At 64.2% G+C, this 24,558-nt stretch carries 27 protein-coding genes; 10 read left to right on the top strand and 17 right to left on the bottom strand.

The features are described from left to right. Positions 1-9 precede the first annotated feature (9 nt). Positions 10-480: a class I SAM-dependent methyltransferase gene (locus LZC95_23175; protein WXA99704.1), complete on the bottom strand. Its 471-nt coding sequence runs from the start codon at positions 478-480 to the stop codon at positions 10-12. Between the two features lie 67 nt (positions 481-547). Here LZC95_23175 and LZC95_23180 point away from each other — a divergent pair, with 67 nt between their 5' ends. After that, entirely contained in the window at positions 548-1,447 is a 900-nt protein-coding gene (locus LZC95_23180; GenBank protein WXA99705.1) for a LysR family transcriptional regulator, read from the top strand. 7 nt (positions 1,448-1,454) lie between these two features. On the opposite strand, the gene LZC95_23185 is transcribed toward LZC95_23180, so the two are convergent. From LZC95_23185 to LZC95_23195, 3 genes are all read right to left on the bottom strand, one after another. Continuing rightward, on the bottom strand, positions 1,455-1,736 hold the full coding sequence (locus tag LZC95_23185) for a hypothetical protein (GenBank protein ID WXA99706.1): 282 nt from the start codon (positions 1,734-1,736) through the stop codon (positions 1,455-1,457). Beyond that, positions 1,736-4,111 carry a cation-translocating P-type ATPase gene (locus LZC95_23190; protein WXA99707.1) on the bottom strand — a complete coding sequence of 792 codons (2,376 nt, stop codon included), beginning with the start codon at positions 4,109-4,111 and terminating at the stop codon, positions 1,736-1,738. The genes LZC95_23185 and LZC95_23190 overlap by 1 nt, the downstream gene beginning before the upstream one ends. Positions 4,112-4,227: 116 nt before the next feature. After that, a complete protein-coding gene (locus LZC95_23195) occupies positions 4,228-4,719 on the bottom strand; it encodes a nuclear transport factor 2 family protein (protein WXA99708.1) in 492 nt (163 codons plus the stop codon). Between the two features lie 84 nt (positions 4,720-4,803). Between LZC95_23195 and LZC95_23200 the strand changes: the two genes are divergently transcribed. Beyond that, positions 4,804-5,463 (top strand): hypothetical protein, encoded by a 660-nt coding sequence (locus LZC95_23200; GenBank protein ID WXA99709.1) that lies wholly within the window; start codon positions 4,804-4,806, stop codon positions 5,461-5,463. Here the strand turns inward: LZC95_23200 and LZC95_23205 are convergent. Beyond that, complete coding sequence (locus LZC95_23205; GenBank protein WXA99710.1) at positions 5,454-5,945, bottom strand: OsmC family protein; 492 nt, start codon at positions 5,943-5,945, stop codon at positions 5,454-5,456. The genes LZC95_23200 and LZC95_23205 overlap by 10 nt on opposite strands. A 161-nt stretch (positions 5,946-6,106) precedes the next feature. On the opposite strand from LZC95_23205, the gene LZC95_23210 reads away from it, so the two are divergent. Then, positions 6,107-6,514, top strand: a complete 408-nt coding sequence (locus LZC95_23210; protein ID WXA99711.1) for a response regulator — start codon at positions 6,107-6,109, stop codon at positions 6,512-6,514. A 2-nt stretch (positions 6,515-6,516) separates the two neighbouring features. On the opposite strand, the gene LZC95_23215 is transcribed toward LZC95_23210, so the two are convergent. Beyond that, positions 6,517-6,828, bottom strand: coding sequence for a GIY-YIG nuclease family protein (locus LZC95_23215; protein WXA99712.1), 312 nt, complete (start codon positions 6,826-6,828; stop codon positions 6,517-6,519). A gap of 57 nt (positions 6,829-6,885) precedes the next feature. Between LZC95_23215 and LZC95_23220 the strand changes: the two genes are divergently transcribed. Both LZC95_23220 and LZC95_23225 read left to right on the top strand, forming a co-directional pair. After that, positions 6,886-7,665, top strand: a complete 780-nt coding sequence (locus LZC95_23220) for an aminotransferase class I and II (GenBank protein WXA99713.1) — start codon at positions 6,886-6,888, stop codon at positions 7,663-7,665. Continuing rightward, positions 7,649-8,014, top strand: coding sequence for a DUF3037 domain-containing protein (locus LZC95_23225; protein ID WXA99714.1), 366 nt, complete (start codon positions 7,649-7,651; stop codon positions 8,012-8,014). Before LZC95_23220 ends, LZC95_23225 begins: the two co-directional genes overlap by 17 nt. On the opposite strand, the gene LZC95_23230 is transcribed toward LZC95_23225, so the two are convergent. Continuing rightward, positions 8,005-8,565, bottom strand: coding sequence for a hypothetical protein (locus LZC95_23230; GenBank protein WXA99715.1), 561 nt, complete (start codon positions 8,563-8,565; stop codon positions 8,005-8,007). The two genes, LZC95_23225 and LZC95_23230, sit on opposite strands and share 10 nt — an antisense overlap. Positions 8,566-8,685: 120 nt before the next feature. On the opposite strand from LZC95_23230, the gene alkB reads away from it, so the two are divergent. The 3 genes from alkB to LZC95_23245 all read left to right on the top strand — a co-directional run bounded on the left by alkB (position 8,686) and on the right by LZC95_23245 (position 10,705). Beyond that, complete coding sequence (gene alkB, locus LZC95_23235; GenBank protein WXA99716.1) at positions 8,686-9,339, top strand: DNA oxidative demethylase AlkB; 654 nt, start codon at positions 8,686-8,688, stop codon at positions 9,337-9,339. Positions 9,340-9,417: 78 nt separating this feature from the next. After that, positions 9,418-9,870 (top strand): cytochrome c-type biogenesis protein CcmH, encoded by a 453-nt coding sequence (locus tag LZC95_23240; protein ID WXA99717.1) that lies wholly within the window; start codon positions 9,418-9,420, stop codon positions 9,868-9,870. A 70-nt stretch (positions 9,871-9,940) separates the two neighbouring features. Next, positions 9,941-10,705 (top strand): hypothetical protein, encoded by a 765-nt coding sequence (locus LZC95_23245; GenBank protein WXA99718.1) that lies wholly within the window; start codon positions 9,941-9,943, stop codon positions 10,703-10,705. On the opposite strand, the gene LZC95_23250 is transcribed toward LZC95_23245, so the two are convergent. The 9 genes from LZC95_23250 to LZC95_23290 form a co-directional block, all read right to left on the bottom strand. Beyond that, entirely contained in the window at positions 10,668-12,134 is a 1,467-nt protein-coding gene (locus tag LZC95_23250; protein ID WXA99719.1) for a methionine--tRNA ligase, read from the bottom strand. The genes LZC95_23245 and LZC95_23250 overlap by 38 nt on opposite strands. Before the next feature lie 185 nt (positions 12,135-12,319). Further along, the gene (locus tag LZC95_23255; protein WXA99720.1) at positions 12,320-13,585 is read right to left on the bottom strand and encodes a serine/threonine protein kinase; all 1,266 of its coding nucleotides are present in this window, start codon (positions 13,583-13,585) and stop codon (positions 12,320-12,322) included. A gap of 105 nt (positions 13,586-13,690) precedes the next feature. After that, a complete protein-coding gene (locus LZC95_23260) occupies positions 13,691-14,527 on the bottom strand; it encodes a polysaccharide lyase family 7 protein (protein ID WXA99721.1) in 837 nt (278 codons plus the stop codon). A 61-nt stretch (positions 14,528-14,588) separates the two neighbouring features. Beyond that, positions 14,589-15,356 carry an SDR family oxidoreductase gene (locus LZC95_23265; protein ID WXA99722.1) on the bottom strand — a complete coding sequence of 256 codons (768 nt, stop codon included), beginning with the start codon at positions 15,354-15,356 and terminating at the stop codon, positions 14,589-14,591. 79 nt (positions 15,357-15,435) lie between these two features. Continuing rightward, a complete protein-coding gene (locus tag LZC95_23270) occupies positions 15,436-16,743 on the bottom strand; it encodes an MFS transporter (protein ID WXA99723.1) in 1,308 nt (435 codons plus the stop codon). Positions 16,744-16,844: 101 nt separating this feature from the next. After that, positions 16,845-17,933 carry a LacI family transcriptional regulator gene (locus tag LZC95_23275; protein WXA99724.1) on the bottom strand — a complete coding sequence of 363 codons (1,089 nt, stop codon included), beginning with the start codon at positions 17,931-17,933 and terminating at the stop codon, positions 16,845-16,847. Positions 17,934-17,987: 54 nt separating this feature from the next. After that, positions 17,988-18,758 carry a nucleotidyltransferase domain-containing protein gene (locus LZC95_23280; protein ID WXA99725.1) on the bottom strand — a complete coding sequence of 257 codons (771 nt, stop codon included), beginning with the start codon at positions 18,756-18,758 and terminating at the stop codon, positions 17,988-17,990. Positions 18,759-18,768: 10 nt separating this feature from the next. After that, the gene (locus LZC95_23285; protein WXA99726.1) at positions 18,769-19,701 is read right to left on the bottom strand and encodes a hypothetical protein; all 933 of its coding nucleotides are present in this window, start codon (positions 19,699-19,701) and stop codon (positions 18,769-18,771) included. A 3-nt stretch (positions 19,702-19,704) separates the two neighbouring features. After that, complete coding sequence (locus LZC95_23290) at positions 19,705-21,678, bottom strand: DUF4962 domain-containing protein (GenBank protein ID WXA99727.1); 1,974 nt, start codon at positions 21,676-21,678, stop codon at positions 19,705-19,707. A gap of 115 nt (positions 21,679-21,793) precedes the next feature. On the opposite strand from LZC95_23290, the gene LZC95_23295 reads away from it, so the two are divergent. Next, entirely contained in the window at positions 21,794-22,225 is a 432-nt protein-coding gene (locus tag LZC95_23295; protein WXA99728.1) for an Ohr family peroxiredoxin, read from the top strand. A 137-nt stretch (positions 22,226-22,362) separates the two neighbouring features. Continuing rightward, on the top strand, positions 22,363-22,848 hold the full coding sequence (locus LZC95_23300; GenBank protein WXA99729.1) for a MarR family transcriptional regulator: 486 nt from the start codon (positions 22,363-22,365) through the stop codon (positions 22,846-22,848). Here the strand turns inward: LZC95_23300 and LZC95_23305 are convergent. After that, positions 22,818-24,515: a serine/threonine protein kinase gene (locus LZC95_23305; protein ID WXA99730.1), complete on the bottom strand. Its 1,698-nt coding sequence runs from the start codon at positions 24,513-24,515 to the stop codon at positions 22,818-22,820. The genes LZC95_23300 and LZC95_23305 overlap by 31 nt on opposite strands. Between the last annotated feature and the right edge of the window lie 43 nt (positions 24,516-24,558).

Genomic DNA, 24,558 nt, shown 5'->3' on the forward strand with positions numbered 1-24,558 from the left:
AGCAGCTTTTTACCTCTTGGTCGCCGTCACCAAGGACCCGCCGCCCATCGACGTGAGCTCGAGCCCGGCGCTTTTCAACACGGGTTCCAGCTCGAATCGCAGCAGATTGGCCACGTCGGGCACGTCCAGCGCCAGCACCCCGCCCGGCGCGAGGTGCCGCGCGGCCGCCGCGGCCACCTGCCCGAGCGCCTCGGAGCGCGAGGGGCCGTCGTCGTAGGCGGCGATGGCCAGCGGAAAATCGGGATCGGCCAGTTTCAAGGTTGCGATGTCTTGAAAGACGTGGATCCGATGCCCCACGTCGCGGTCCTCTCGATCGAGCTCTTCCTGGAAGTCGTGGAGCGGACCGCCGGACATGTCCACCCCCACCACGCGATACCCCGCCCGGGCCAGCGGAATGGCCGCCCATCCCGGCGCCGCATGCAGCTCGAGGATGGGCCCTCCCGTCCTTTCAGCAATTTCCAAGTACCGTTCGAGGGCCATTTGCATCTACGTTCCCGGTCGTCGCCTCGTTGTTCAAACGATCCGTGCGATCGGCTACAAATCCGCCGTGGCCCCGGTAAGCATCGATGATTTGCGCGTGGTCGTCGCCGTCGCGGAGCACGGGAGCTTCGTTCTGGCGGCGCGCCACACGCGGGTACCGACCAGCACGGTGAGCCGGGCGGTGGCGCGATTCGAGGATGCGGCGGGGGTGCGGCTCTTTCAGCGCAATTCGCGCAAGGTGAGCTTGACAGCCGAGGGCGCGATGCTGCTCGAGCGCGCAGCGCCGCTCCTGGAGGAGATGGACCGCCTCGTCGAGGGCCTCGCAGGCGAGGAAGCGTCCATCTCGGGGAGGCTTCGTGTGACCGCGCCCACGATGAGTGGCTCGCGGCCGATCGCGGCGGCGCTCATGTCCTTCGCCGAGGCGCACCCCAAGGTGACCGTGGAGCTGTCGCTGACCAACGCGGTGGTGGACCTGCTCGAAGAGGGGTTCGATCTCGCCTTCCGCGCCGGCCCCGTGCACGGTGCCGATCTCGTGGCGCGGCGGGTTTGGAGCGTCCCGTACGCGCTGGGCGCTTCGCCGGCGTTCGTGGAGAAAGAGCTCGCGCGCCGCAAAAAGCTCGATCGCGCCGCGCTCGAGTCGCTGCCGGCCATCGCGGCCCGGCCTGATACCGTGTGGCGGTTCCGGCGCGACGACAACGGCGTGACGACGATCCGGCCGCGCATCCGTTTTTGCGTGAGCGATCTGCGCGTGGGGATCGACGCCGCCGCGCGCGGCCTGGGCATCGTGGGCGCTGCACGGCACGAGCTGCTCGCCGCGGGGCTCGTCCTGCTCGAGCCAAAGGCCGACGTCGGGCGGCCCGAGGCGCGTGAGCTCTACGCGGTCTATCCTTCGCGCCGTCTTCTCCCGAAGCGCGTTGCGCTCGCCATCGACTGGGTGGCGCGCGCGCTTCGGGACGCGGAACGTTGACGCGACGCTAGTTGGTGTCGTCGTGGCTTTTCGCGGAGACGCGGCCGCGCGCGGTGGCCATGAAGTCGCCCGCGTTTTCGGCGAGCTCCTCGGCTTGCGCGGTGAGCCGCTCGAGAAGCTTGTCGATCTCGGGCCGCGCGCGCTCGATCCACTTGCGCACGGTCGGGGCGGCGGCCACGCCGAGGACCATCCCCACGCCGATGTACTGGAGCTTCGTCCCGAGCGGTACTTCCTCGGCGGCGGCGCCCCCCTTCTTTCCCTTCTTCTTTTTCTTCTTTCCCTTTGCCATCACCGCTCTCCCAGTTTTCCGAGTGCAACGAGGTTGGTACGGGTCGCGCGCGCCGTTTTCTTCTGCAGGGCGAACGAATTCAACACGACGGCGATGGTGCTCAAGTTGTGCACGATGGCCGCCGAAAACGGCGATAGCCGCCCCAGCGCGCCAAACCCGAGCCCCACCAGGTTCACGCCAATCGATGCGGCGAAGTTCTCGTGGATGGTCCGCAGCGCATGCTTCGCGATGCCCAGAGCCTCGGGCACCAGGAAAAGGTCATTTCGCGCCAGGGTCACGTCCGCCGTCTCGATGGCGAGATCGCAGCGCCCCTCGCCCATGGCGATGCTCACGTCGGCGTGCGCCAGCGCCTGCGCATCGTTGATGCCGTCTCCCACCATGGCGACGCGGTGTCCTTCGGCGCGAAGCTTGTCGATCAGGTCGAACTTGTCCTGCGGGAGCATCTCCGCGTGCACCTCGCGGATGCCCAGTTGCTCGGCCACGAAGTGCGCAGGCGCCGCCCGATCGCCCGTCGCGAGGAGGATCCGCTTGACGCCCAGCTTTTCCACCTGCGCCAGCGCCGCGCGCGCCTCGGGTCGAACCGCGTCGGCCACGGCGAACGTGGCCGCGTGCGCGCCGTCCAGCGCCAGATGAACCAGCGATTGCGCCGCGCGCACCTCCGGCAAAGGCTCTGCATCCGAGCCATCCACCGCGATGCCCGCACGCTCGAGAAAGACGCGGCTTCCAATCTGGACGCGCACCCCATCGACCAGGCCTTCGACACCGAAGCCCGGATGCGGCAGGTAGTCGACCACGTGCGCCGGCTCGAGGCCGCGATCGCGTGCTTCCCGCACGATGGCCGCCGCCAGGGGATGGGTCGCATGCCGTTCGACCGCCGTAGCAAAGCGCACGCACTCGTTCTCGCCGCGTGCCCTGCCCGCGTCGGTGAGGCGAAGGGCCACCAACTTTGGCGCGCCCACGGTGAGCGTGCCCGTTTTGTCGAGAACCACGGCATCCACGTGCGCCGCGCCTTCCAGGTGCACGCCGCCCTTGATGAGGATGCCCCGCTTGGCCGCGCCGCCGATGCTCGCAAACACCGCCGTCGGCGTGGCCAGCCCCGCCGCACACGGGCAGGCAATGACGAGCATCGTGATGGCCTTGGTCCAATTGCGCGTGACCAGCAACGTGATCCCGGCCAATCCCAGCGAAATGGGCACGAACCGCGACGCAAAGCGGTTTCCAATGGCCTCGATGGGCGCGCGGCGCTCTTGCAGATCCTGCACCGCGGCGACCATGCGCGCGATGAGCGTCTCGTGCACGAGGCTGGTGACCTCCACGTCAATCTCGCCCGATTCCACGATGGATCCGGCGTACACCGTGTCGCCGGCGCGCTTTTCCTTGGGGAGCGCTTCGCCGGTGAGAAAGCTTTCCTGCACGAGGGCAACGCCGGCCACCACCTTGCCGTCGAGGGGCACCTTCTCGAAGTGGAAGATGCGCACCACGTCGTTCTTCTCCAGGTGCTCCACGGGCGTCTGACGCAGCCCCGGCTTGCCGCCCGGCACGTGCGCCGGCGACAGCTTCCACGCCTCGGGCGGGGCCAGATCCATGAAATCGGCAATCGCCAAGCGCGAACGGCGCAGGGTGATCTCCTCGAGAAGCCGGCCGAGCTGGATGAGCCACACCACGCTGAGGCCCGTGAGGCTTTCGCGTAACAGGAGCGTGGCCATCACCGCGATGGCAATCAACGTGTCGTCGGTGGGCTTGCCCTTCGCCGCGGATTTCGCCCCACTCTTGAAGATGGGGTAGCCGCTCACCACGGTGAGCAGCATCGCCAGATCGGTGAGCGGGCCCCCGCTGCCAAGGACCGGCACACCGCGAAGGCGCCGCGACACCAGCCACGCGAGCACCGCCCCCACCGCCCCGAGCCGCAACGTCTCTTTGCGGACGGCTTCGTCGCTGCCCAAATGCTGATGATCGTGGCCGTGGTCGTCGTGGTGATCGTGACCGTGCCCATGGCCGCCGTGATCATGATGGCTGTGCTCGCCGTTGGCATCGCGGTGAATGCCCGCGATTTCATGCCGGTGGTCGCGCAGATCGCACTCGCCGTGCACCCGGGCGAACTCCTTCACGCCGCGGCAGATGGCCTCCGCCACGTCGACGGGCTTCACCTGGTCGGGATCGTAGAAGACGAGCGCGGTCCGTGTGCGCGAGCTGTAGCTCGCCAGGCGCACGGAGTGGATACGCTGGAGCTCGCGTCGCATGGCGTCGCGAAGAAAAGCGTCCCCTTTGAAGTCGAGATGAAAGCGAATGCGTCCCGGTACGAAGGCCTTCACCGTGATCCGCCGAAGCAGATCGGGAAGGGATGCCGCACCGAGCAGTGTGGCGTCGCCCGACATGAGACCAATCAGCAGAGCAATCGGCTCGCCGCGAGTCAATAACTTCTTCGATTCGCGAATCGTTCAGGTCTGCGAACGACGCCGCTTCACTTGCAGAACTTGCCGATGCGTCCGTCCTACTTGACGCCCTCTCCGAGCTTGCTCGCGTGCCCGGCGATGTTGCGCCAAGGGCTCTTTTCGTTGCGGCGAATCCACGTATCGGTAAATCGAATTCGCTGATCGAACGGTTTTCCGTGATCGACACCTTTGGAATGCAAAATGGCAATTACGAGTGCGGTATTGTCGGTTACCCGTACACGCCAATCGCTTGATTCGTTGACGTCGTAGCGAACGTCGGGCGAGGACATCTCGGCCACGACTGCGGCCTTGTCGTAAATGCGTCCGGAACCGCTCACCAGCGTGTAGTCGTCGGTGAGAAAATTGGCGAAGGCCTTGGCGTCGCGGTCCACGACCGACTTCTGCATGGCCTTGTCGAGCGCGATCAATTGGAGGGCGTCGGCGTCGCTGGTGGCAGCCTCGGTGGTGCCTCCAAAGCCGACTGCGCCGGCGATGCCCGCGACCAACGTAAGAACGATGCATCGAGATGCACGAGATGAAGAAGTGCGCATGGTATGTCTCCCCGATCGTCCAGTATTGGCCCCTACTCTCGAGCCTGGCAATGGAACACTGCTGCGCATTCGAATGACGTCCAAATGACACCGCTGAGAATCACCGAGTATCTGGCCACCCCGCCCCTGCCACGTCTCGTGCCCGAGGGAGTCTTCGACGATTTCGGCTGGTGCGCGAGCGACACGCTCGAGTGGTCCCGTCCGAGTGCACGTCCATTCGACCTGGCTACGCCCCTCGATGGGTCCGACCCCGCGCGGATGGTGTTCGTGTTCCATCGTGCCGATCACGGCCCCGAGTTTCTGCCGCGGGAGATGGCCAAGCTTCATGCCTTCGGCATGGGCCTTGGCGACGACGATTGGGCGCTTGCCCCGTATGCCATCGACGATGCGACCGACGGGCTGTGGGAGCGGCGAATGCGCCCGCGCGAGGTGCTATGGCTCGCCGCCGACAACATGAATGCGCTGTTTTGGGGCCTTCACGATTGGTCTCATTTCCACAACCACGGGCCCTTCGAAGAGCGCGCGTGGACCGAGCTTCAATGCGACCAGGCCGCGCTCTTCTGGATGTGGGTCAATCGAGGGGCCATCGGCCTCGACGAGCCTGCGTGGCTGCGCATGCACGCCGACGTGCTCCAAGGGGCGCTCGCCCGCTTCGAGGCCGAAGGTAAACGTTTCAATCCCGAATATCTCCCACGGTGCACGGCGGATGCGCTTCGCGATCTCGCTCCGTCTCGTCAGCCTTGAACGAGGATCGTCGGTTCGTTCCGGACGGGAAAATTCACCGAGTTGGCAATGAAGCAGTCCGCGTGCGCCTTCTCGTGCAGCGCATGCGCTTTGGCTTCGTCCGAGCCATCCTTAACCTGCCCCGCCTTAACCAGGATGGTGACCTTCGGCGAGAGCGTGACCTCCGTGAAGCGCATTTTCCCATCACGCAGTGCCAACCGACCGAACGCCGCATCTTCGTAGGCAACGACCACGATCCCTGCCCGAGCGCAGTGTGCGAGGTACGAGAGGCAATGGCAGCCCGACAGCGCGGCGACGAGCCAATCCTCGGGATTGTGCAGCGAAGCATCGCCGCGATACACGGGCGCCGCCGAGCCGCGGATCGGTGGCTTGCCCTCCATTTCGACGACGTACTCACGCGAGTACGACGCATAATCGGTGAGCGGACCGCGCTCGGCGCCGGTCCAGACGAGCTTGCAAGCGAACGTGTGTTCTTGACCCATCGTGCGAGGATACCAGAAGCACCATTCGGATTTCGTCCAGGCCACTGACACTGCGGCACCCGCGTTCACACGGCCCTGTGTTTGTCGTTGGAATATGCAAACATTGCTTGGATTCGCCCGAGTGCGCGCGGTAGCATCGACGAGTTTTGGGAGGGCATAGGATGAACAAATGGCGTCCACGTATCCTCGCAGTCGATGACGATCCAACGCAGTTGGAGCTGCTGGCGCGCGGACTCGCCCTCGAAGGATTCGACGTCGCCACGAGGGAAGGGCCTATTGGCCTGACCAGTTTGGTGCGCTCCTTCAACCCGGACATTGCCCTGGTCGATATACATATTCCCACCATGCGCGGTGACCGCATCATCGAGTTGATTCGCAGCGTGGCCAGTCCCGATACGAAATATTTCGTCATCTCGTCGTCGAGCGAGGCCGAGCTGCGATTGTGTGCATTGGAAACCAATGCGCATGGTTGGATATCCAAGGGGAGCGGCATGAGCCAAATCGCACTTCGCCTGAAGAGCGCCCTCGCCCATCGTCGAATCCGCCGCGGCGAGAGTGCCAACGGTTGAAGCTAACTCGATTTGCGCAATTTGCTCCTGCGGATGCAGTCACGCGCGAACGCCGACAGCTCGCCCGGTGATGCCGCGAGCGCGAGCTTTCGGTCGCGCGAAAGGGCCTTGAGCGCATATTCGAGGCGCAGGGCGTTGCCCTGGCTGGCACACCGCCGCGTAGCGAGGACCTCCAGCGGGCCGCGGCCACGCGTGTAGCGGGCGCCGGTGCCGGCGTCGTGCTGGGCCATGCGGGCGGCCACGTCGCGGGCGATGCCCACGTAAAGAGAACTGTCCGCACAGCGCGCGATGTAGACGAACCACGAGGAGGCCACGCCGCGAGACTACATGGCTCGTTCTCGTTCCGCTAAGGTGCAGCATCGAGAAAAATCATGCGCACCGTGAACGTCATTCGGTATGTGCTTCCCTTTCGCGAAGGGGGCTCCGTGCCCGCGCTGGTCGAGGCCGACGATTTGGGCCTCTACGTCGTCAAACTGCGGGGTGCCGCGCAGGGCACCAAACCGCTCATCGCCGAACTCGTCGCGGGCGAGCTCGCTCGCCTGGCAGGCCTTCGCGTGCCGGAAATCGTGCTGGCGGAGCTCGATGGCGCCCTCGCAGCCAGCGAACCGCACCGCGAGATCTGCGAGCAGCTCGAGGCCAGCGCCGGATTGAACCTCGCGCTCGACTACCTGCCCGGCAGCATCACCTTCGATCCGGTGGTGGCACCTAGGCCCGATCCCGTCACGGCTTCCCGCACCGTGTTGCTCGATGCATTCGTGGCCAACGTGGACCGTACGCCGCGCAATCCGAACCTGCTCGTGTGGCACACGCAGTTGTGGCTGATCGATCACGGCGCCTCGCTGTACTTCCATCACGGGTGGAGCCCTGCGGATCCGCTCGACGGCGTGAGCGATCCCTTCGCCGAGGTGCGCCAGCACATTCTCCTGCCCTGGGCCAAGGCGCTCGATGCCGCAGCCGCGCACTTGGCGGCCGTCTTCACCGACGAGGCGCTCGCGCGCATCGTGGAGGACATCCCGGCGGGCTGGCTCGGTCCCGAACATGGCTTTTCCGACGAGGCATCGCACCGCGCGGCCTACCTCGGGTGGCTTCACGCGCGCCGGGCGAACCTTCCCCTGCTCCTAGAGGAGGCGACCCGTGCCCTGCGCGTTTGATTACGCCATCGTGCGCGTCGTCCCGCGGGTCGAGCGCGAGGAATTCATCAACGCCGGCGTGATTGTCTTCTGCGATGCGCGCGATTACCTCGCCGCCGGCATCGCGCTCGACGAAGCGCGCCTGCTCGCGCTTTTTCGCGCCGTGGACCTCGATCTCGTGCGGCAGCACCTCGCGGCCATTCCCCTGGTCTGCGAGGGAAAAGGTCCCATCGGGCAGCTGCCGCTGCGTGAGCGGTGGCATTGGCTCACCGCCCCGCGCAGCACCATTTTGCAGGTCTCACCCCCGCACACGGGCCTCACCGATGCACCGGAGGAGGCCCTGGCGAGGTTGATGGGCACTTACTGCTGAACGTCGACCACGATGCGCGCCGGATTGGTCAGCTCGAGCACGCGGAAGTTCTTTTTCGACGCCACCCCAACGATGTACGAGGTCTCCGCCTCCCAACCCGGGCAGGACATCTTGAGCTGCTTCACCGAAGAGAGGTTCGGCTTCACGTCCACGATCGACGCCGGCGAAAACGTCGGCTGCTGCGTTTCGTAATCGTACGCGTTGGCCGGCTGGATGATCACCTCCAGCTTGGCCGCACCCGCCACCGCGACGGGATCGCCGCTCGCGCACTGCGAGGGATTGGTCGTGTAGCGAACGATGTATCCGGGGACGGCATTGCCATCGAATTCGAAGGTGGAACGATCGAAGCCCGACTGCTTGGCCACGCGCAACGTCTTGAAGTTCGGGATCGTCGCGGGACTGTGCGTCACCGTCACGGGGGCGGTGCTCCAATCCGTCGCGAGCGCGCTCTGCGTTTCCGTCTCCGCCGCAGCGCTGCTGCCGGCCAACGAGACGCCCACTGCCAACAAGATGACCCCGCCACAAAGCGAATGCTTTTTCGAGAATTTCATTTTTATTTCGTCACTTTCGTACGTGCCATTCAGGCACTCGCTGATACGAGCTCTCTCGAAATTGCTTCCTCGCGAAATCGGATATTCGACGCGATGCGACGCCCGCGTAGAATGCTACGCGTGACGATTGGCCTTTTCGACGATTCGCAGGATGGACGGCGGCCACGCGAGCCGTTGGCGGAAGGCGCCGTGCTGCTCGTGCGCTTTGCCAAAAGCATGGAGATGGAGCTCGCCGCCGCGCTGGATGCCATCATTGGCGCTGCCCCCTTTCGTCATATGATGACTCCTGGCGGATTTCGCATGTCCGTGGCCATGACCAATTGCGGCCAGGCGGGCTGGGTCACCGATGCACGCGGCTACCGCTACGATCCGATCGACCCGGAGACGGGCCGCCCATGGCCGCCGTTGCCGCCATCGTTTCTCGATCTCGCGGCGCGCGCCGCCAAGGAAGCGGGCTACGGCGGCTTCGTGCCGGACTCGTGCCTCATCAACCGGTACGAGCCGGGCTCGCGCTTGTCGCTGCATCAGGACCGCAACGAGCGCGACTTCTCCGCGCCCATCGTTTCGGTGTCGCTGGGCCTGCCGGCAACGTTTTTGTTCGGGGGCGCGCAGCGCTCGGATCGACCTCGCCGCATTCGCCTCGAGCACGGGGACATTGCGGTGTGGGGAGGGCCTTCCCGGCTCGCATTTCACGGTGTCGCGCAACTCGAAGACGGTCACCACCCGATCTTCGGCGGCCGCCGCATCAATCTGACATTCCGCAAAGCGTTGTGACGCCGGAGACCATGCGACGACTTGCCGCACTCACCTTCGGGGCGTGGCGGATCTAGAACGAAGCTTAGGAGTCCGCGCATGCCCCGACTGTTCGCAACGCTCTTCGGCCTATGCTTCACATTTATCGTGGTGACCGCATTTGCCCAACATGGCGAGGCCATGCTCGAGGGCCGGCTCCTTGCGCCGTGCTGCTGGACGCAGACGTTGGACATCCACGAGTCGCCGCTCGCCACCGAGCTGCGAACCGAAATCCATGGGCGGCTCGACCAAGGCGAGTCCGCCGAGGTCATCGAAGAGGATCTGGTCGCGCGCTACGGCGAGCGGATCCGCGCCATCCCCAAGGGGCACGATCCGCGCGCGGCGGTGAGCTTCGCCAGCGCCGGCGCCATGCTCCTCAGTGCCATTGGCCTCTTGTGGCTCCTGCGCCGCTGGACGCGCCCGCGTATGGCGCTTGCGGCACCACGCACCGGCACGCGCGACGAGTACGATGCGCGCCTCGACGACGAGCTGCGCGAACTCGACCATCCATAGAAGAATTCTATAACCATATCGCGCGATTTCCAATTAGACGCGCGGAGGTCGCAGCCCCATCCTCGGGGGCATGTTACGAATGGGCATCTCCCTCGGCGCGCTGCTCTCGCTCGCATCGGCCTGCGGTAGCGCGTCGCACTCCACCGCGCAGGTGGAAACGCTTTCCTTCGCGTCCCAGAAGCGCAGCAGCGTGTCGTCTGTCGCGCAGTTCGTCGTGTGGAAGCCGAAGGAAGGGCAACAGCAGAACTTCGACGATGGCTACAAGCAGCACCTGCGATGGCACGCGTCCAATGGCGACACCTGGGGTTGGTACGGCTGGTATTTCACGACCGGCCCGCGCGATGGCCAGTTCATGGACGCGACCATCGGGCGCGCGTGGTCGGATTTCGACAAGCCGCTGAAGCCGGCCGAGGATGCCGCCGACAATCGGGCACACGTATACCCTTTCGGCGAGCTGCAATCGGTTTGCCGGGTCATCGCACTCGAGGACCTGAGCATCGGCCGGCCCAGCGGGCTGACGTCGAAATACGCTCGCCTGCTCACGCTCACCGTCACCGATACACCGAATGCGGTGCGGGTGCTCGCCGAGCTAAAAGCAAATTACCAAGAGGCCATCGGCATCAAAACGATGTTGGCATACCGCATCGTGGATGGTGGCAATTTGAATGACATTCTTCTCTTCATGGGATTTCCGACCGTGGAGGAATATGGAAAATCCGACCATCTGGCCGAGGACATCGAAACCATCGAGCACCAGCTGGGGCTGCAGGCCATCGGTGCGATGCGCTCGGAGTCGCTCACGTACCGCGCGGACATGAGTCTTCTTCCAAATTGAGATTCGTCTTTGGAAAAAGCACCGGCGCTGCCGCAGTAGGATTCTCGAGCGCACGCGCAATGGCCTCGGCCGTCGTCGGCAAAAAGGGAACGAGGGCGCGGCCGATGGCCTCGATGGCCGTCAGCGTGGGATGCAGAACGGCCCACGCCTCGCGCGCACTCGCGGCCGACCATGGCGCGCCATCGGAGAGATGCTTGTTCGCGGCGGCAACCAGCGTCCAAATGGCCCGAAGCGCGTCGTCCGGCGCGAGCCGTTCGCACGCGTCGTCGACGGCCTTCGGCAGTGCGCGCGCGCGCGCGGAGAGCGCATCGTCCGAGGCTCCTTCCGGGGCAATACCGCCGGGGAGGCGTCGAACCAGGCCCAGGGTGCGCGAGACGAGGTTCCCCAGGGCATCGGCCAGCTCGGATGTGTATACCGCTGTCAGCCGGTCCTCGTTCACGTCGGCATCTTGCGATGGGCCCACGTGACGAAGCAGGTAATAGCGGAGCGCATCCGCGCCATAGCGTGCCACCACCGCCTGGGGCTCGATGCCGTTTCCGGCGGATTTGCCGATCTTGCGCCCCTTCACCGTGAGGTAGCCGTGGACACAGAGATCCGTGGGAAGCGGCAAGCCCGCGGCGAGGAGCAGCGCGGGCCAAAGCACCGCGTGGAAACGGGCGATCCCCTTCCCCACGACTTGGATGCGCCGCTCGGTGCCGGTCCAGAAGCCGGAGGTCAGGTAATACGCGAGCCCGTCGAACCATACGTAAATCACTTGCTCGGGATCGCCCGGAACGCTGATTCCCCAGCCGCGCGCTCGAGCACGTGAACGCGAGACGCTCACGTCGCGCAGGCCCGCAGCCACGAACTGCGCGATTTCGCGCCCGCGCCACGGTGGGTGTATCCGCAGTTCGCCGGATGCGATGGCCTCGGAGATGCGCGCCTGGTAGCGCGACAGGCGGAAGAACCAGTTTTCCTCTTCGACCACCTCGGGGGCGCTCCCATGCTCTGCGCACACGCCGTCCACGAGCTCGGACGGCTCGTAGAACGCTTCGCAGCCTACGCAGTAGAGGCCTTGGTAGGTACGCTTCTCGAGATCTCCGGCACGCGCGCAAGCCTCCCACAACGCTTGCACCGCGTCGGCGTGGCGTGGGTCTGCGCTGGTGCGGACGAAGTCGTCGAACGATGCGCCGAGCAGCGGTTGCAAATCGCGGTAGTGCTCCGCGTGCGCGTCCACGAAGGCACGCGGCGAGAGGCCGGCGGCCTCGGCGGCGCGCACGTTCTTCAGGCTATTGTCATCGGTGCCGCTGACGAAGCGCACTTCGGCGCCGCTCGCGCGGGCGTGGCGGGCGAAGGCGTCCGCGAGGATCACCTCCAACGCGAAACCTAGGTGCGGTGCCGCGTTGACGTACGGGATGGCGGTGGAAACGAAGACGGCTTTTCGGGTCATGGTGGGAGCTCCTTTTGCGAGACAAAACGACGAAACCCAGGCGGCTCTCGCGGAGCGGCCCGGGTCTCGGTGGCGGATTCGAACGAGTTCTTGCTCGGCCTATCCGGCACACACCGCGGCGACTCCGCGCGTGCTTGCACGCATGGACATCATCGCGGTGGACGGACGGACTTCGAGCATCGGCGCTAGTGTGACACGACGCCGGCCACCGTCAAAAAAAGAATGCGCAGCAGCGCGATCAGGCCGGCAAATGAGAGGGCGACCGCCACCCCCAGCGCCGCCGCGCGCAGCGGCTCACCGCAACTTGGCGCGAGCACGCACACTGCCCGCGCGGCCGTCCGCGGGCGACGCCGCGGGATGAACATGCGCGTCTCGTCGTCCTCCTGCGCCTCCAGCTCGTCCACATGTAGAGCCTCGGTCATGGATTGCGACAACAGCACTTGGCAACGCCGATCCGCCGCCACGCGCACGGCATGGGCAATGGCCTTGTACCGAGCGTCGCGCCGATCCCCGAGGTGATGTCCGACGAACGCCGCCAAGTCGCTCGAGACGCGATGGCACCCCATCCGGACCATGAGCGTCTCCACGCTGAATTGGAATTCCGCGGCCGTCGCCATCCGCTCCTCGGGATCGCGGGCCATGGCCTTCTTGCACAAGGCATCGAGCTCCGATGGATACATCGGGGGGAGCGACGGCGGAGGTGCGCCGCTCCTCAGCTTACGCAACGTCGCAAACTCGTTGTCGTCGCCATACGGTGCATTCCCCGTAAGTAAGTAATAAGTGACCGCGCCCATCGCCCAAACGTCGGACCTCCGATCCACGGGTTTTCCAACCGCTTGCTCCGGCGACATAAAAGGAAATTTCCCTTTGAGCAGCCCCGCGTGGAAGTCATCCAACGCCCGATCGCGGACGGTGACGATTCCAAAGTCGATGACTTTGGTAATGCCGTTTACGCTCACGAGAATGTTCTGCGGCGACACGTCACGATGGACCACGCCGAGCGGCGCACCCGAGGGACCCCGCAGTTCGTGGGCCGCATGCAACCCGGCCGAAACATCGGCCATGATGCGCAGGACGACATCGATGGGCATCGATTCGTCCCGGCTTCTCACCGCACGCTGCAGCTTCGCCAACGAGTCGCCGTCGACCCACTCCATCACCAAATAGAGAACGCCGCGGGATTCCCCCAAATCGAGAATGCGCGCCACGTTGGCATGCGTGATGCCCGCCGCAATACGCGCTTCGTCCAGAAACATGCGTTGAAAACGCCGGTCCGTCGCGTACTGCGGAAGGATCGTTTTGACTGCAACCAACTTTTCGAATCCGGCCTTACCGTGAAGGCAGGCGAGCCAAACCCAAGCCATCCCACCGCGGGCGATCGGGCAAAGCAACTCGTACCGATCGAGGTGGTGGCCAGGTTCGAGGCGATACTTCTCCCCGAGGCGACTCACAGTCCATCAATGGCCGCCCGCGTTGGAGTTCATGATATTGACTTCGAGTTAATGGAATCGTCCCATGAATGGAACGCTCGAAGAGTCCGCTGAGTCAGCCAAGTCTCACTGGTGGGTGACCTTCAATCCGTAAATATTCACCTCGCCATAATTGCTTTCACCGCACGAGTCTTCTTTATCGCAATTCGATTGCGTATAGGCGCCGGCCTTGAAGTAGCACCCTGACGTCTTTTTGCTCAGCGTGTAGGCCGGAGAGCTGGCGTTGTTGTAGTAGATTTTGATCTTCCCGCCGCTGGCCACGAACTTCACGGTAAAGCGTTTGCCGAGGACGTAGTTCGCATCCAAGGTGGGGCCGGTGTCGCCGTTGATGTCGACGAACAACTTGGGATATTCGAGGCGAATGACGATGACGTCGTCGTTGGCATCGTGGATCTGGCCCGCGACCACGTGCTTCTTCTTTTTGGGCACCGCCGTGATCGCCTCGTCGATGATCATGGTGTGGGTGCCCGAGGAGGTCGACCAGCTTGCGTTCGACTTGCCGCTGTCCTTCATCTCGCGCAGCTCGGAACGGGGATAGCCCGAGCCGCTGGTGGTGACCCCATTGGTCGGCGCGCGAAACTGCACGCCGTCGCCCGCCGCGTTGACCTTGAAGTACGGGTCGACCGAGAATGTGGCCAGCGACGGCTGGGTGACCTCCTTTGGCTTTTCGGACGCGCCCGTGGGCAGCGTCACCTTCCAATTCGTGAGGTCGAGCACCTTCGCCGGCACCGCGCCCGCGAGCGCAGCCTCGTCGGCCGGATCCGACTGCTCTGCCTGGTCTGCCTGGTCTGCCTGGTCTGGCTGGTCTGCCTGGTCTGACTGGTTTGGCTGCTCTGACTGGTTTGACTGCGGGTCATCGTTCGCCGCCTCCGCCGAGCATCCGACGAGCCAGAGCGCCGCCATTCCGAGAATCCATCGTCCCTTCATCGTCCACCTCCCAGTCCTTTTCGATATGGTAACGTTATCAGTCCATTAACATGCCGCCGTTGATCTCGATGGTCTCCCCCACCACGTAACTCGAGGCCCCGGACGCGAGAAACGCGATCACGCTCGCTACCTCCGCGGGGGTCCCCACCCTGCCGGCTGGAATGGCGGCGACATGGGCCTTCATCGCCTCGGGCGTGGAGAACTGCTCGTGAAACGGCGTATCGATGACACCGGGGGATACCGCATTCACGCGAACTCCGTGAGGCGCGAGCTCTTTGGCCAGACCTTTGGTCATGGTGATGAGCCCACCCTTCGCCGAGGAATAATGAATGGAACCCAAGGCCCCGCCATTGCGCCCCGCAATCGACGAAACATTGACGATCGCGCCCGTGCGCCGTTGCATCATGGAGGCGGCGACGGCCTGGACGCAGAGGAATGCGCTTTTCAGATTGAGATCCACCACGTCGTCCCAGCGCGCCTCGGACATGTCCATCAATCGAAGCCGCTCGACGAGGGAACCTGCATTGTTGACCAAAATGTCGATGGGCCCCAGTTCGGCGGAGACGCCGGAGGCCGCGCGTCGGACCTCCTCGGCCTTCGTCACGTCGGCCCGCACAGTGATGGCGTGCCCTCCGGCGGCGACGATTTGCCGCTTCGTCTCCTCGGCGCCCGTTTCGTTGCGGAAATAATTGATCGCGACCCGCGCGCCTTGTTCGGCGAGGGCGATGGCGGCGGCTTTTCCAATGCCCGAGCCCGCCCCCGTCACCAATGCCACTTTGCCTACGATGTCGGAATACTTGTACATGCATCTCCTTGGACGGCCACGACGGCTCGAGCCGACTTTCAATGGTAGGTAACGATCTTTCAGCAACGCGGGATCGCGATCACGCTCGGCGATCCTTGCGCGAGTGACGGACAAGGGCGCCGGCCTCGCCGGGATCGTCCCGCTGCCGCTGCTCGACCGCGACGGACTCGCCAGGCCGTGGCAAGCCATCGAGCGTTGCGTTGGGAAACAATGCGAACAACACGAGAGTGCCGGCCGGTGCGAGCACACCGGCCGCGGTCAGAATGGGCGTGTATCCCGCGTGGTCCACGACCCATCCCGTGAGCAGCAAGAAGATCATGCTGCCGATGCCCGCCCCCGTTCCCCCCAGCCCAGCGACCGATGCCACGGTGTCGCTCGGAAACCAATCGCTCGGCAACGTTTGCACGTTGTTGATCCAAAATTGAAAACCGAAAAGAACGAGGCCAATCAACGCCAGGGCCGTGAACGGGCTCTCGGCCCGCGCGGCGAGGATGCCCGCAGGCATCAGGGCCGCCGCCGCGCCAATGCTCGCGCGCCGCGCATTGCGCACGGACCAACCTCGTTTCACTAGATAGCCGGATGCAAAGCCGCCGAGCAGGCTGCCGGCATCGGCCGCGACATAGGGCACCCAGGCGAACAGTCCGATCTTCTTCAAATCGAAACCGTGCACGCGATAAAGGAACAAGGGCAGCCAACTGATGTAAAGCCACCACACTGGGTCGACGAGAAACCGTGTGAGAACGATGGCCCACACCTCGCGCCTGCGGAGGAGCGCCATCCAGTTCACCCGCGGCTTCGCTTGTAACTGCGCAGGATCGTGTTCCCGCGCGGTGGGGCGATATAGAAGCGACCATGCAATGAACCAGGCGAAACCGAGTCCGCCGGTGATGACGAAGGTCGCTTGCCATCCATAGGCCAACTGCAGCCCGACGATGAGCGGCGGCGCCACGATGGATCCAATGGCGGCGCCGCTGTTGAAGATGCCCATGGCAAAGGCGCGCTCGCGCACGGGAAACCATTCGGCCACGACTTTGGCGGCGCCCGGCCAATTCCCTGCTTCGCCCAGTCCGAGCACGAAGCGCCACGCACTCAGACCACCGAGCCCGCGTGTAAATGCATGCCCGATGGCGGCGAGCGACCACACGATGACCGACACCATGAACCCACGCCGTGTCCCGATGCGATCGTACAGACGCCCGGAAAGGGTTTGGCTGATGGTGTACGCGAGGAGAAACCAGGTGCCGACGCTCGCGTACTCGAGGTTCGAGAGGCGCAGCGCGTCCATGATGACCGGCGCCAACACGGAGACGGTCAGCCGGTCCAGGTAATTGATCAAGGTCACGGTAAACACGAGCCCGATGACCAGCCACCGAGCGTTCGTTCGCATGGGTTCGTGCGCTGCGACCATGTGATAACGTTATCATACGTCCTCGCGACGAAGCCGCCACCCGAAAGCGGCCGCGGGCGGCTTATTCCAGTGGACGTTCGTTAATCCGTTCGAGCTATGTCCTTGATGGTCGATTGGCGGACGATCAGCTCACAATCGAGGCAGATGTTGCGGCGTTCGCGTTGCCGATTGCCGTCGATGCGGTCGAGAAGGAGCAAGGCGGCCTCACGACCTTGCAGGACCGTTCGCTGGGCGACGGTGGTGAGCGGCGGCGCCGTGTACGCGGAGAGCGGCACGTTGTCGAAGCCAGCGACGGCGATATCGTCGGGAATGGCCAGTCCGGCGTCGCGGATGGCGTACATCGCGCCCATTGCGGTGAAGTCGTTGCGCGCGAAGATGGCAGTGGGCCGGCTCTTCGCGGACAAGATGCGTTTCGCCCCCTCGTAGCCGTCGTCCTGCGTGGAAAATCCAGGCCCCGCATCGACCTTGGGGCCGACGACCAGCTTTTCATCGAAGGGAATACCGTTCGCGCGCAAAGCCTCCACGTACCCGCGGTAGCGATGCAACCCTGCCCCGTTCGGTGCGGAGACACCGACGAAGGCAATGCGACGGTGGCCCATTTTGATCAAATGCTCGGTGACATCGTAGCCGCCCTTGAAATGGTCCGCGGTAACGCGGTCCACGCGCGGATGATTCAATTCGCGCCCGACGACGACGATCTGCAAATCGTAATTGAGTAAACCCAATAGAAAATCGTTGCCTGCTTTGGTCTCACGCGTCGCGACGATCGCGCCATCCGCACGATGGTCGAAGAGGGCGCGCAGGCCGGCCTCCTCGCGGGTCGTGCTGCGGTCGCTCGTGCTGATGAACGACGAATAGCCGCGCGCGGAAAGCACTTCCTGGATGCCGCCGACCAGTTCTGCCGCGAAGGGATTGGCAATGTCCGGCACCAGAATGCCAATGGCTTGCGTGCGCCGCCGTTTGAGTCCGCGCGCGAGCCCATTGGGATGGTAATTGAGCTCCTGTACCGCCTTCAGGACCTTCTCGCGCATTTCCTGGCTGACGTACCCGCTCTCGTTGATGACGCGGGAAACCGTCATCACCGCAACCCCGGTGTGCGCCGCGATGTCGCGAATCGTCGTGGGGCGAGAAAGCTTCGGCTGCCGATGGGTCTTCTGCTTTTCTGCCATCTCGGTTGCTTGCACCGCAGATGTTCGCACGTTCCACCCGATTTGTATCTTTCTTTATGACTCCGGAACCGCCGCAATGGCCTTTGCCAACCTGTCCGCCGCGATGTCGACGGCCTCGACGAGACGTCCCGGCTCGAGCCCGGTGAGCCATGCATCGGCGTCGTGCAGACCTGCATCCTCGAGCAGCGTCTTCTCGTTCGTGATCCATTGGCCGCGCGCCGCCAAAATGGCATGCGCCGCTTCGCACGTCGCCCGCGCAATCGCACCCGCCACGTGCACGACATGGCCGCGCGGCGCGTGTGCGGCCTTCGCATAGGCTAGGTGAAGTTGTGCGTCGCTCCACCAGATCCGTCGTGCAGCCTTTCGCAGCGCATCGGGATACTCCGGTTTGGGCAGCTCGCCGTGCAGCACGCGCGCCCTCGCGAGCTCCGCCACCACGATGTAGCTCGGGATGCCTGCCAGGTGAAAGAGCAGTCGCTCGATGTGAAATCGCCCATCGCGCGCCTCGGCCAGCCGCAACTCCACGTCGTTCCAGTCGCGGTAGTGCACATCCACCCGGCGCCCGTCGACCTCGAGCCATGCGCCGCCGTTGAACACGCCCCCACCCCACGCGCCCAGCTCGAATACTTGCCCAACCCAGCCCAGTGCGCGCAAGGCATCGGGCGAAAAGTCGCCGCGGTAATAAATGCCAAAGTCCCAATCGCTGTCCGGCCGGTGCGTTCCCGTCGCGCGCGATCCGCCCAGCGCGACCGCCACGACGTGAGGCAATCCCGCTAACTCGCCGGCGACGTACCGGCAAAATGCGTCGTCATCCTGAAAGCGCATGCATTCGAGTTTACCCCGGCGGAACGATCTCGCGCACGGAGAAGATGGCCACATCCATATCGTGAATGCCATCGGTGCGGAACGTAGTTTGCCACCCGCCCCAATCGACGAGCTTCGTATATTTGCCCGTGCTCTTGCCCTCTTCGTCGACGTATTCGCTGAAGAGACGCCAACCGTTCTTGGGCTTGCCGCTGGTGCGATCGAAGGGAGCGGTGTCGAGATAAAGTCGATTGATGACTTTGCCAGATTGAGCATAGCTCACCAACTTCATACCGACCCATTCGTCGTCGGCCATCTCCGCGGAAAACGCGGGCGTGAGTGTAACGTAATCGTAGGTGGGGTGATTCAGCTCCTTGCCAAATCGGGTAACGTGGCCCGCGCTCGCCGGCGCCAGCAGCATCATGGTGCACGAACCGAGGGCCGCCTCGGACTCCTTCGACGAGTGCTTCCCGCCGCGGATTTTCAAGGTGAGCGCGGCGCGCGGCACATCGAGGATCCGATGCGGGCGAACGTAAACGGTGAATTCCTGATTCTTCAAGTCCTGAGGGCTCGAAAGGTATCCGTGCTGCGTCTTCCACGTGTACTTTTGCTCGCCGCCGCTGGCGTGCACGTGAAGGCGACTCGTCCACCCTTTTCCTCCGCTGGAGTAATCCAAGGGGTAACTCGGCACGTTCCAAAAATGGATACCGCCGTCCGTGCCCGCCGTGGCCTTGGTGTCTTTTTCGATGACGAAACGGTCGGTGTCGTTGGGATTGCTCGTACCAAGCCGAAAGGACACACCGGACGACGCCGACGGAAAAAGCATTTGCACGCCATCGCCATCGAGGGCGCTTTCCGGGCTCACTTGCGCGGGCTGCGTCGCCGGCAGTTCCTCCTCGGCTTTGCCGCCAGCGCACGCAATGAGCGTTAGAACCGCAAGACAGAAAAACGGCTTCGTTTGCATCCTTCACCTCGGTTTGGCACGAATTCCGAGCTTCGTCACGAAACGTGTTTGGGTTCCTACACCTGCAGGAGAAATTTCGAGCCGCTCACCGCGCTGTTCGCGTTCGCCCTGTTCGATGGAGCCGGGTTTTCCCGGGGCAGCCACGATATTCGGAACGATGGCCGTCACGAAGGGCGCCGGTGCGGTCACGTCGACGAGCAATTGCCCACGAATGAGAAATTGATTCGCCGCCAACGTTTCTACTTTGTCGTCGGCATGAAAAAGAATGCCAAAGCGCCCTTCTTGTCGCGATGCTACCTCGTCGGTGAGCACCAGACCTTCGGCCTCGGTGAAGGTTAGCTCGCGCACGAACTTGGTCAGGCCCAATTGCGGTTCGTAGGCCAATGTAGCGTTGCCACGCACGTACGCGCGCCCGGCCTCGAGCTTCACGTCCTCGATGCGAATGCCATCCAGCCGCTCAGCGGGAATACCCTCGAAGGCTTCGTGCTTCTCACCCTCGCGTGCCTGGCCTTTGCCGTCGAGGAGCAACGTGTTGTTATGCGCGGCCATTGGAATGCCCGCGTAACCCGAAGGGCCGGTCAAATAGCTTCCGTCGCCATAGAGAATGAAGCCGTTCGCATCGGGGTGGGCGTGCCCCGTCGAGGGCTCCCAATCCCGAAAATCGGCGAGCAGCGGCTTGGCATGGTGCCCCTCGGGCGGGCCGCATTTGAATGCAAACGCCGTGGCCTGAGGTGTCCAATCCTTGCGCCAATAGACGACTTCATGATCGGGAAAGTAGTGCCATGGCGTTTGCCGTTCGATGGGAACGACCGGCACGCTCGGATCGTACCAAAGCAGCGACCAATAGTTCTCGGCGTTGTAGTGATCCAGGCTCTCCATCCACGCCGCCACGCCCTGGGCCTCGCCGTCTTTGAATCGGGAAGCCAGTCGATAGAGCAGATTGTAATTCGTATGAAACCGGCCTCCGGGGTGCGAGCGCTCGTACTCCGGGCCCTTTTTCGCGCGGGTAGCCGGGCCATCGAAGATGTCGCCGAAGTCGAAGACGTATTGCCCATCGGGTAGCATCGAGTGGGCCACGTATTCGTGCATATGACGGAAGCCTGGGCGATCGAAGAGATCTTCTCCCGTCGCATGGGCGTGCGCATCGAGGTAGTGCACGAGCCACGGCGTGGAGAAGATCCAATATTCGAATCCCTCGTAATAGTATCCGTCGGGCGAATACGTTTGCAGCACCCGCTCGTAAATGGCCCGGGCCAGGCGGGCCCACTCCGGCGCGTCCTCCACTTCGTCGTAAAGGGCATAGGCTGCAACGCCCAGTCCCGCGATGGGGATGAAGGTGTGATTCTGGCTATACGGATACGTGGCGTCGGCTTTGGGCTCGAAGGCCGCGAACAGCAAGCGCGCCTGCTTCGTGAGCTTTTCGCGGTAGCGCGTGCGCTCAGCCTCCGTGAGATCGTTGTAAAGGAGGTCGTAGCCCCACCCCATGCCATAAAGAAGATGGCCTGCGGCCAGGTCGACATTGGGCTTGTTGTACAGGTATCCCCATACGTCGTAACTGACTGCGGCCTCCAGGTACTTCTTCGCCGCCTCCAGGTATTTCGGATCGCGCTCGATTTGATAGGCAAGTGCGGCTTCGGCGATGCCAATGCCCACGTCGTTTTGCACGCGCCGTTCCTGCGCCGGGGCGGGCGGCGGCTCCACGCGCAGCGCGCGCACCTGGTCCAGCGCGCGCTGCCAAACCTGGCGATGGCTCCCCTTCGCGCGCTCGCGGAGCGCCGGAAGCTCGGCATCCGTGACGTAGACGCGCGGGTGAATCCCTCGCAACTCGGGCCGCAAGGCCGAAGGAAGTCGGACCATGAGCTGGCGCAAGGGATGACCATCGACCGCGTTCGACGGCGGCGCCGACGAGGCATCTTCGCTGCACGCGATGGCCAAGGCGAGGAGCGGAACGAGCAGGAGGGCTTTCCGGTGTTTCACGTATGATAACGTTACCACATATGGACGGGTCTGCAAGCTCATCGATGGGTTCGGCAAAGTGGCTCATGGCGAAATTAAGTTGCGCGCAATTAAATTGAGAGCTACCTATCTGCTCATGAGCAATCCGGTACACATCGAAAAGGTCCTCTACACCGCCACCGCTTCCGCCTCGAACCGCGAAGGAAAGGTCACGAGCAGCGACGGAAACCTCGACGTTCAATTGAGCCTTCCCAAGAGCCTCGGCGGCCCCGGTGGAAACGGAACGAACCCCGAGCAGCTTTTTGCCGGCGGATACGCCGCGTGCTTCGGCAGCGCGCTCGCATTCGTGGCCAAGAGCAAGGGCATCAAGACCGGCCCCGTGAAGATCACCGCCAAGGTCGACATCGGCGCCGTGGGCCAGGGCTTCGGGCTCGCCGCCGAACTCACCGCGGAAATCCCCGAGCTGCCGCGCGAGCAGGCGCAGGCGCTTCTCGAGGCGGCCCACCAGGTGTGCCCCTATTCGAACGCCACGCGCGGAAACATCGAAGTCGCGCTTCGTCTGGCCTGACGCCACACTTGGTCGAGAAAAAAGGCGAACCGCCAGGACGGCAAGGGTTTGGGAGTTCGTGAAGAGGCTATTTTTGGCGCTCCTGCGCATCTTGGCGGTTCGATCAGGCAGGGTGAACCTTCAGAAGGACGGGATGCATGAGCACGCGGGACGACTTGTTGCGACTCGATGATCAACTCTGCTTCGCGTTGTACGCAGCGTCGCGCGCGCTCACGCGTGCCTATGCCGATCTGCTCGATCCGCTCGGCGTGACCTATCCGCAATATTTGGTGCTGCTCGTTCTCTGGGAGGAGGACGGCGCCACGGTGAAGAGGCTGGGCGAGCGGCTGGCGCTCGATTCGGGAACGTTGACGCCCCTCCTCAAGCGACTCGAGCACGTGGGGCTGGTCACGCGCCAGCGCAGCGAAGAAGACGAGCGCGTGGTGCACGTGCACCTGACCCGCGAAGGCAAAGCGCTCAAGGCCAAAGCGAAGCGCGTTCCGCTCGGGATCGCATGCCGCGCGGGCTACGATTTGGACGATGCAGCTTCCGTGGGCCGCCTCGAACTGGTGCGGGACGAACTGCGCGCGCTCTCGAAAAGGCTCGAGGAGAATCAATCCATCGGGACGAAGCGGAATCCGTAGACCACGTGGCCTTTGCCGTCGGGACCTGCAGCGTTCATGGTTTGCCCGAGGAGGACGTCCACCACGCAGCTGCTGAATGCGTCGCTTTCGAAGGTGCTCGATTCGAGTTTGCCATCGCGGGGCAGCTGATCGCGGATCTCGAAAGAAACGAAGACGTCGCCCTCGGGTAGCGTTTTCGTGCTTTTGAAGTGGTGCTCGTAGCACCGCAGGTAGAGCCAAGACGAGTGCTCGATGGCGCCACGGACTTCGGCGTCGATGACGTTGCTGTCGTTGCGGACCATCCGCGTAAAGAGTCGGATGCGGTGGTCTTGCACCTTCCAGAGAACCGCACCGTTGCGATCGACGGGGTCGGCGAAGCCGCTCGCGGATTTTTTCTTTTCTTGCCGTGGGGCGGGCTTCGCAGCCGCCGATGCAACGGGGGCTGCGCTTGCCGAGACGACCGGGGGCGGTGGCGCCGGTGCCACGGGCGCAGGAGTCGGCTCGGGTGGCGGAGGCGGAGCGGTCGCCGATGCAACCGCCGCGACCGGCGGCGGCACCGGTTTGGGCTTCGTGAGGAGCAGGTACCCTCCCCCCAGAGCCGCGATGGCGACGGCGATGCCCGCGCCGAATGGCACGGCACGAGAACGAGACGGCGACGAGGCGCGCCGCGATTGGACGGAGGCGATGGGCGTTTCCGTCGGGGCGAGCGCAGGATCGATGCGCGGCGGTGGCGCGAAGACCGGACTCGGAGCCAGCGTCGGTCCGAGCGATTCACCCGCGACCGATGGCGCGAAGAGCGCCTGCATCGCATTCCACATCGCCCGCGCGTTGGGAAAGCGCATGGCGATGTCACGGGTCACGCAGCGCGCGAACCACGGATCGAAGCCAGGGGGCAACCGCTCGGCAAGACCATCTTCGCGGGCTCGCTCACCGGCCGGCCCCAGAGGCTCGAACACGATCTCGCGCAAAAGTTGGACGCTGGTCCCTTCACGCGCCGTGCGCCAGTAATAGCCGCCGGTCAGCAAATGGTACGCGATGAGGCCGAGTGCCCACACGTCCGCCGCCGGCGCGATATCGCCCGCCGCGGTTTGCTCGACGGCCATCCACAGCGGCGAACCGAGCGTGCCGTGCGTGGCACGCGTCTGCGCCTCCGCGAGCAACTTCGCGATGCCGAAATCGAGCACCTTCACCGTGAACGGTGTCGCCCCCGCGCGCCGCGAGGCTGCGAGAAAGACGTTCTCCGGCTTGAGATCGCGATGCACGACGCCGGCCGCGTGGGCGGCCCCCACGGCATGACAGAGCTGCTCGAAAATCGCACACACCTCGGCGGCGGACATGGCGCCGCACCGGTCCATGCGGCTGCGCAGCGTTTCGCCCTCCAAGAGCTCCATCACCAGGTACGGCAGGCCGATACCGGCATCGAATCCCGCGGCGATGACCTCCACGACGTGATCGCTGGCGATGCGGGCTCCGACGCGGGCCTCCTGCTCGAACCGCCGCGCCAATGCGGGATCGGCCACGATCTCACGGTGCATCACCTTGAGGGCGCGAAGCTTTCCCGTGCTTCGCTGCGCGACCACGTACACCGCTCCCATACCGCCCTCGTCGAGGGGCCGCTCCACGGTGAAGTCTCCCCCGACGACGGCCCCTGGAAGCAAGCGGTGGCCGAAGCCGAGAGGAGAGCTCATGGGTGCGAGCTCGGTATACCACTCGGCGGTGGCGCGCGATGTG

The sequence above is a fragment of the Sorangiineae bacterium MSr12523 genome (assembly GCA_037157775.1).
Taxonomy (GTDB): domain Bacteria; phylum Myxococcota_A; class Polyangia; order Polyangiales; family Polyangiaceae; genus Pendulispora; species Pendulispora brunnea.

Excerpts from the sequence above, each read along its gene's own strand:
- LZC95_23280 (WXA99725.1), bottom strand. The coding sequence starts at position 18,758 with ATGCGCTTTCAGGATGACGACGCATTTTGCCGGTACGTCGCCGGCGAG.
- LZC95_23200 (WXA99709.1), top strand. The coding sequence starts at position 4,804 with ATGACACCGCTGAGAATCACCGAGTATCTGGCCACCCCGCCCCTGCCA.
- LZC95_23210 (WXA99711.1), top strand. The coding sequence starts at position 6,107 with ATGAACAAATGGCGTCCACGTATCCTCGCAGTCGATGACGATCCAACG.
- LZC95_23260 (WXA99721.1), bottom strand. The coding sequence starts at position 14,527 with ATGGCGGCGCTCTGGCTCGTCGGATGCTCGGCGGAGGCGGCGAACGAT.
- LZC95_23205 (WXA99710.1), bottom strand. The coding sequence starts at position 5,945 with ATGGGTCAAGAACACACGTTCGCTTGCAAGCTCGTCTGGACCGGCGCC.
- LZC95_23185 (WXA99706.1), bottom strand. The coding sequence starts at position 1,736 with ATGGCAAAGGGAAAGAAGAAAAAGAAGAAGGGAAAGAAGGGGGGCGCC.
- LZC95_23270 (WXA99723.1), bottom strand. The coding sequence starts at position 16,743 with ATGCGAACGAACGCTCGGTGGCTGGTCATCGGGCTCGTGTTTACCGTG.
- LZC95_23285 (WXA99726.1), bottom strand. The coding sequence starts at position 19,701 with ATGCAAACGAAGCCGTTTTTCTGTCTTGCGGTTCTAACGCTCATTGCG.
- LZC95_23265 (WXA99722.1), bottom strand. The coding sequence starts at position 15,356 with ATGTACAAGTATTCCGACATCGTAGGCAAAGTGGCATTGGTGACGGGG.
- LZC95_23275 (WXA99724.1), bottom strand. The coding sequence starts at position 17,933 with ATGGCAGAAAAGCAGAAGACCCATCGGCAGCCGAAGCTTTCTCGCCCC.
- LZC95_23230 (WXA99715.1), bottom strand. The coding sequence starts at position 8,565 with ATGAAATTCTCGAAAAAGCATTCGCTTTGTGGCGGGGTCATCTTGTTG.
- LZC95_23175 (WXA99704.1), bottom strand. The coding sequence starts at position 480 with ATGGCCCTCGAACGGTACTTGGAAATTGCTGAAAGGACGGGAGGGCCC.
- LZC95_23245 (WXA99718.1), top strand. The coding sequence starts at position 9,941 with ATGTTACGAATGGGCATCTCCCTCGGCGCGCTGCTCTCGCTCGCATCG.
- LZC95_23295 (WXA99728.1), top strand. The coding sequence starts at position 21,794 with ATGAGCAATCCGGTACACATCGAAAAGGTCCTCTACACCGCCACCGCT.
- LZC95_23220 (WXA99713.1), top strand. The coding sequence starts at position 6,886 with ATGCGCACCGTGAACGTCATTCGGTATGTGCTTCCCTTTCGCGAAGGG.
- LZC95_23240 (WXA99717.1), top strand. The coding sequence starts at position 9,418 with ATGCCCCGACTGTTCGCAACGCTCTTCGGCCTATGCTTCACATTTATC.
- LZC95_23190 (WXA99707.1), bottom strand. The coding sequence starts at position 4,111 with ATGTCGGGCGACGCCACACTGCTCGGTGCGGCATCCCTTCCCGATCTG.
- LZC95_23195 (WXA99708.1), bottom strand. The coding sequence starts at position 4,719 with ATGCGCACTTCTTCATCTCGTGCATCTCGATGCATCGTTCTTACGTTG.
- LZC95_23250 (WXA99719.1), bottom strand. The coding sequence starts at position 12,134 with ATGACCCGAAAAGCCGTCTTCGTTTCCACCGCCATCCCGTACGTCAAC.
- LZC95_23300 (WXA99729.1), top strand. The coding sequence starts at position 22,363 with ATGAGCACGCGGGACGACTTGTTGCGACTCGATGATCAACTCTGCTTC.
- LZC95_23305 (WXA99730.1), bottom strand. The coding sequence starts at position 24,515 with ATGAGCTCTCCTCTCGGCTTCGGCCACCGCTTGCTTCCAGGGGCCGTC.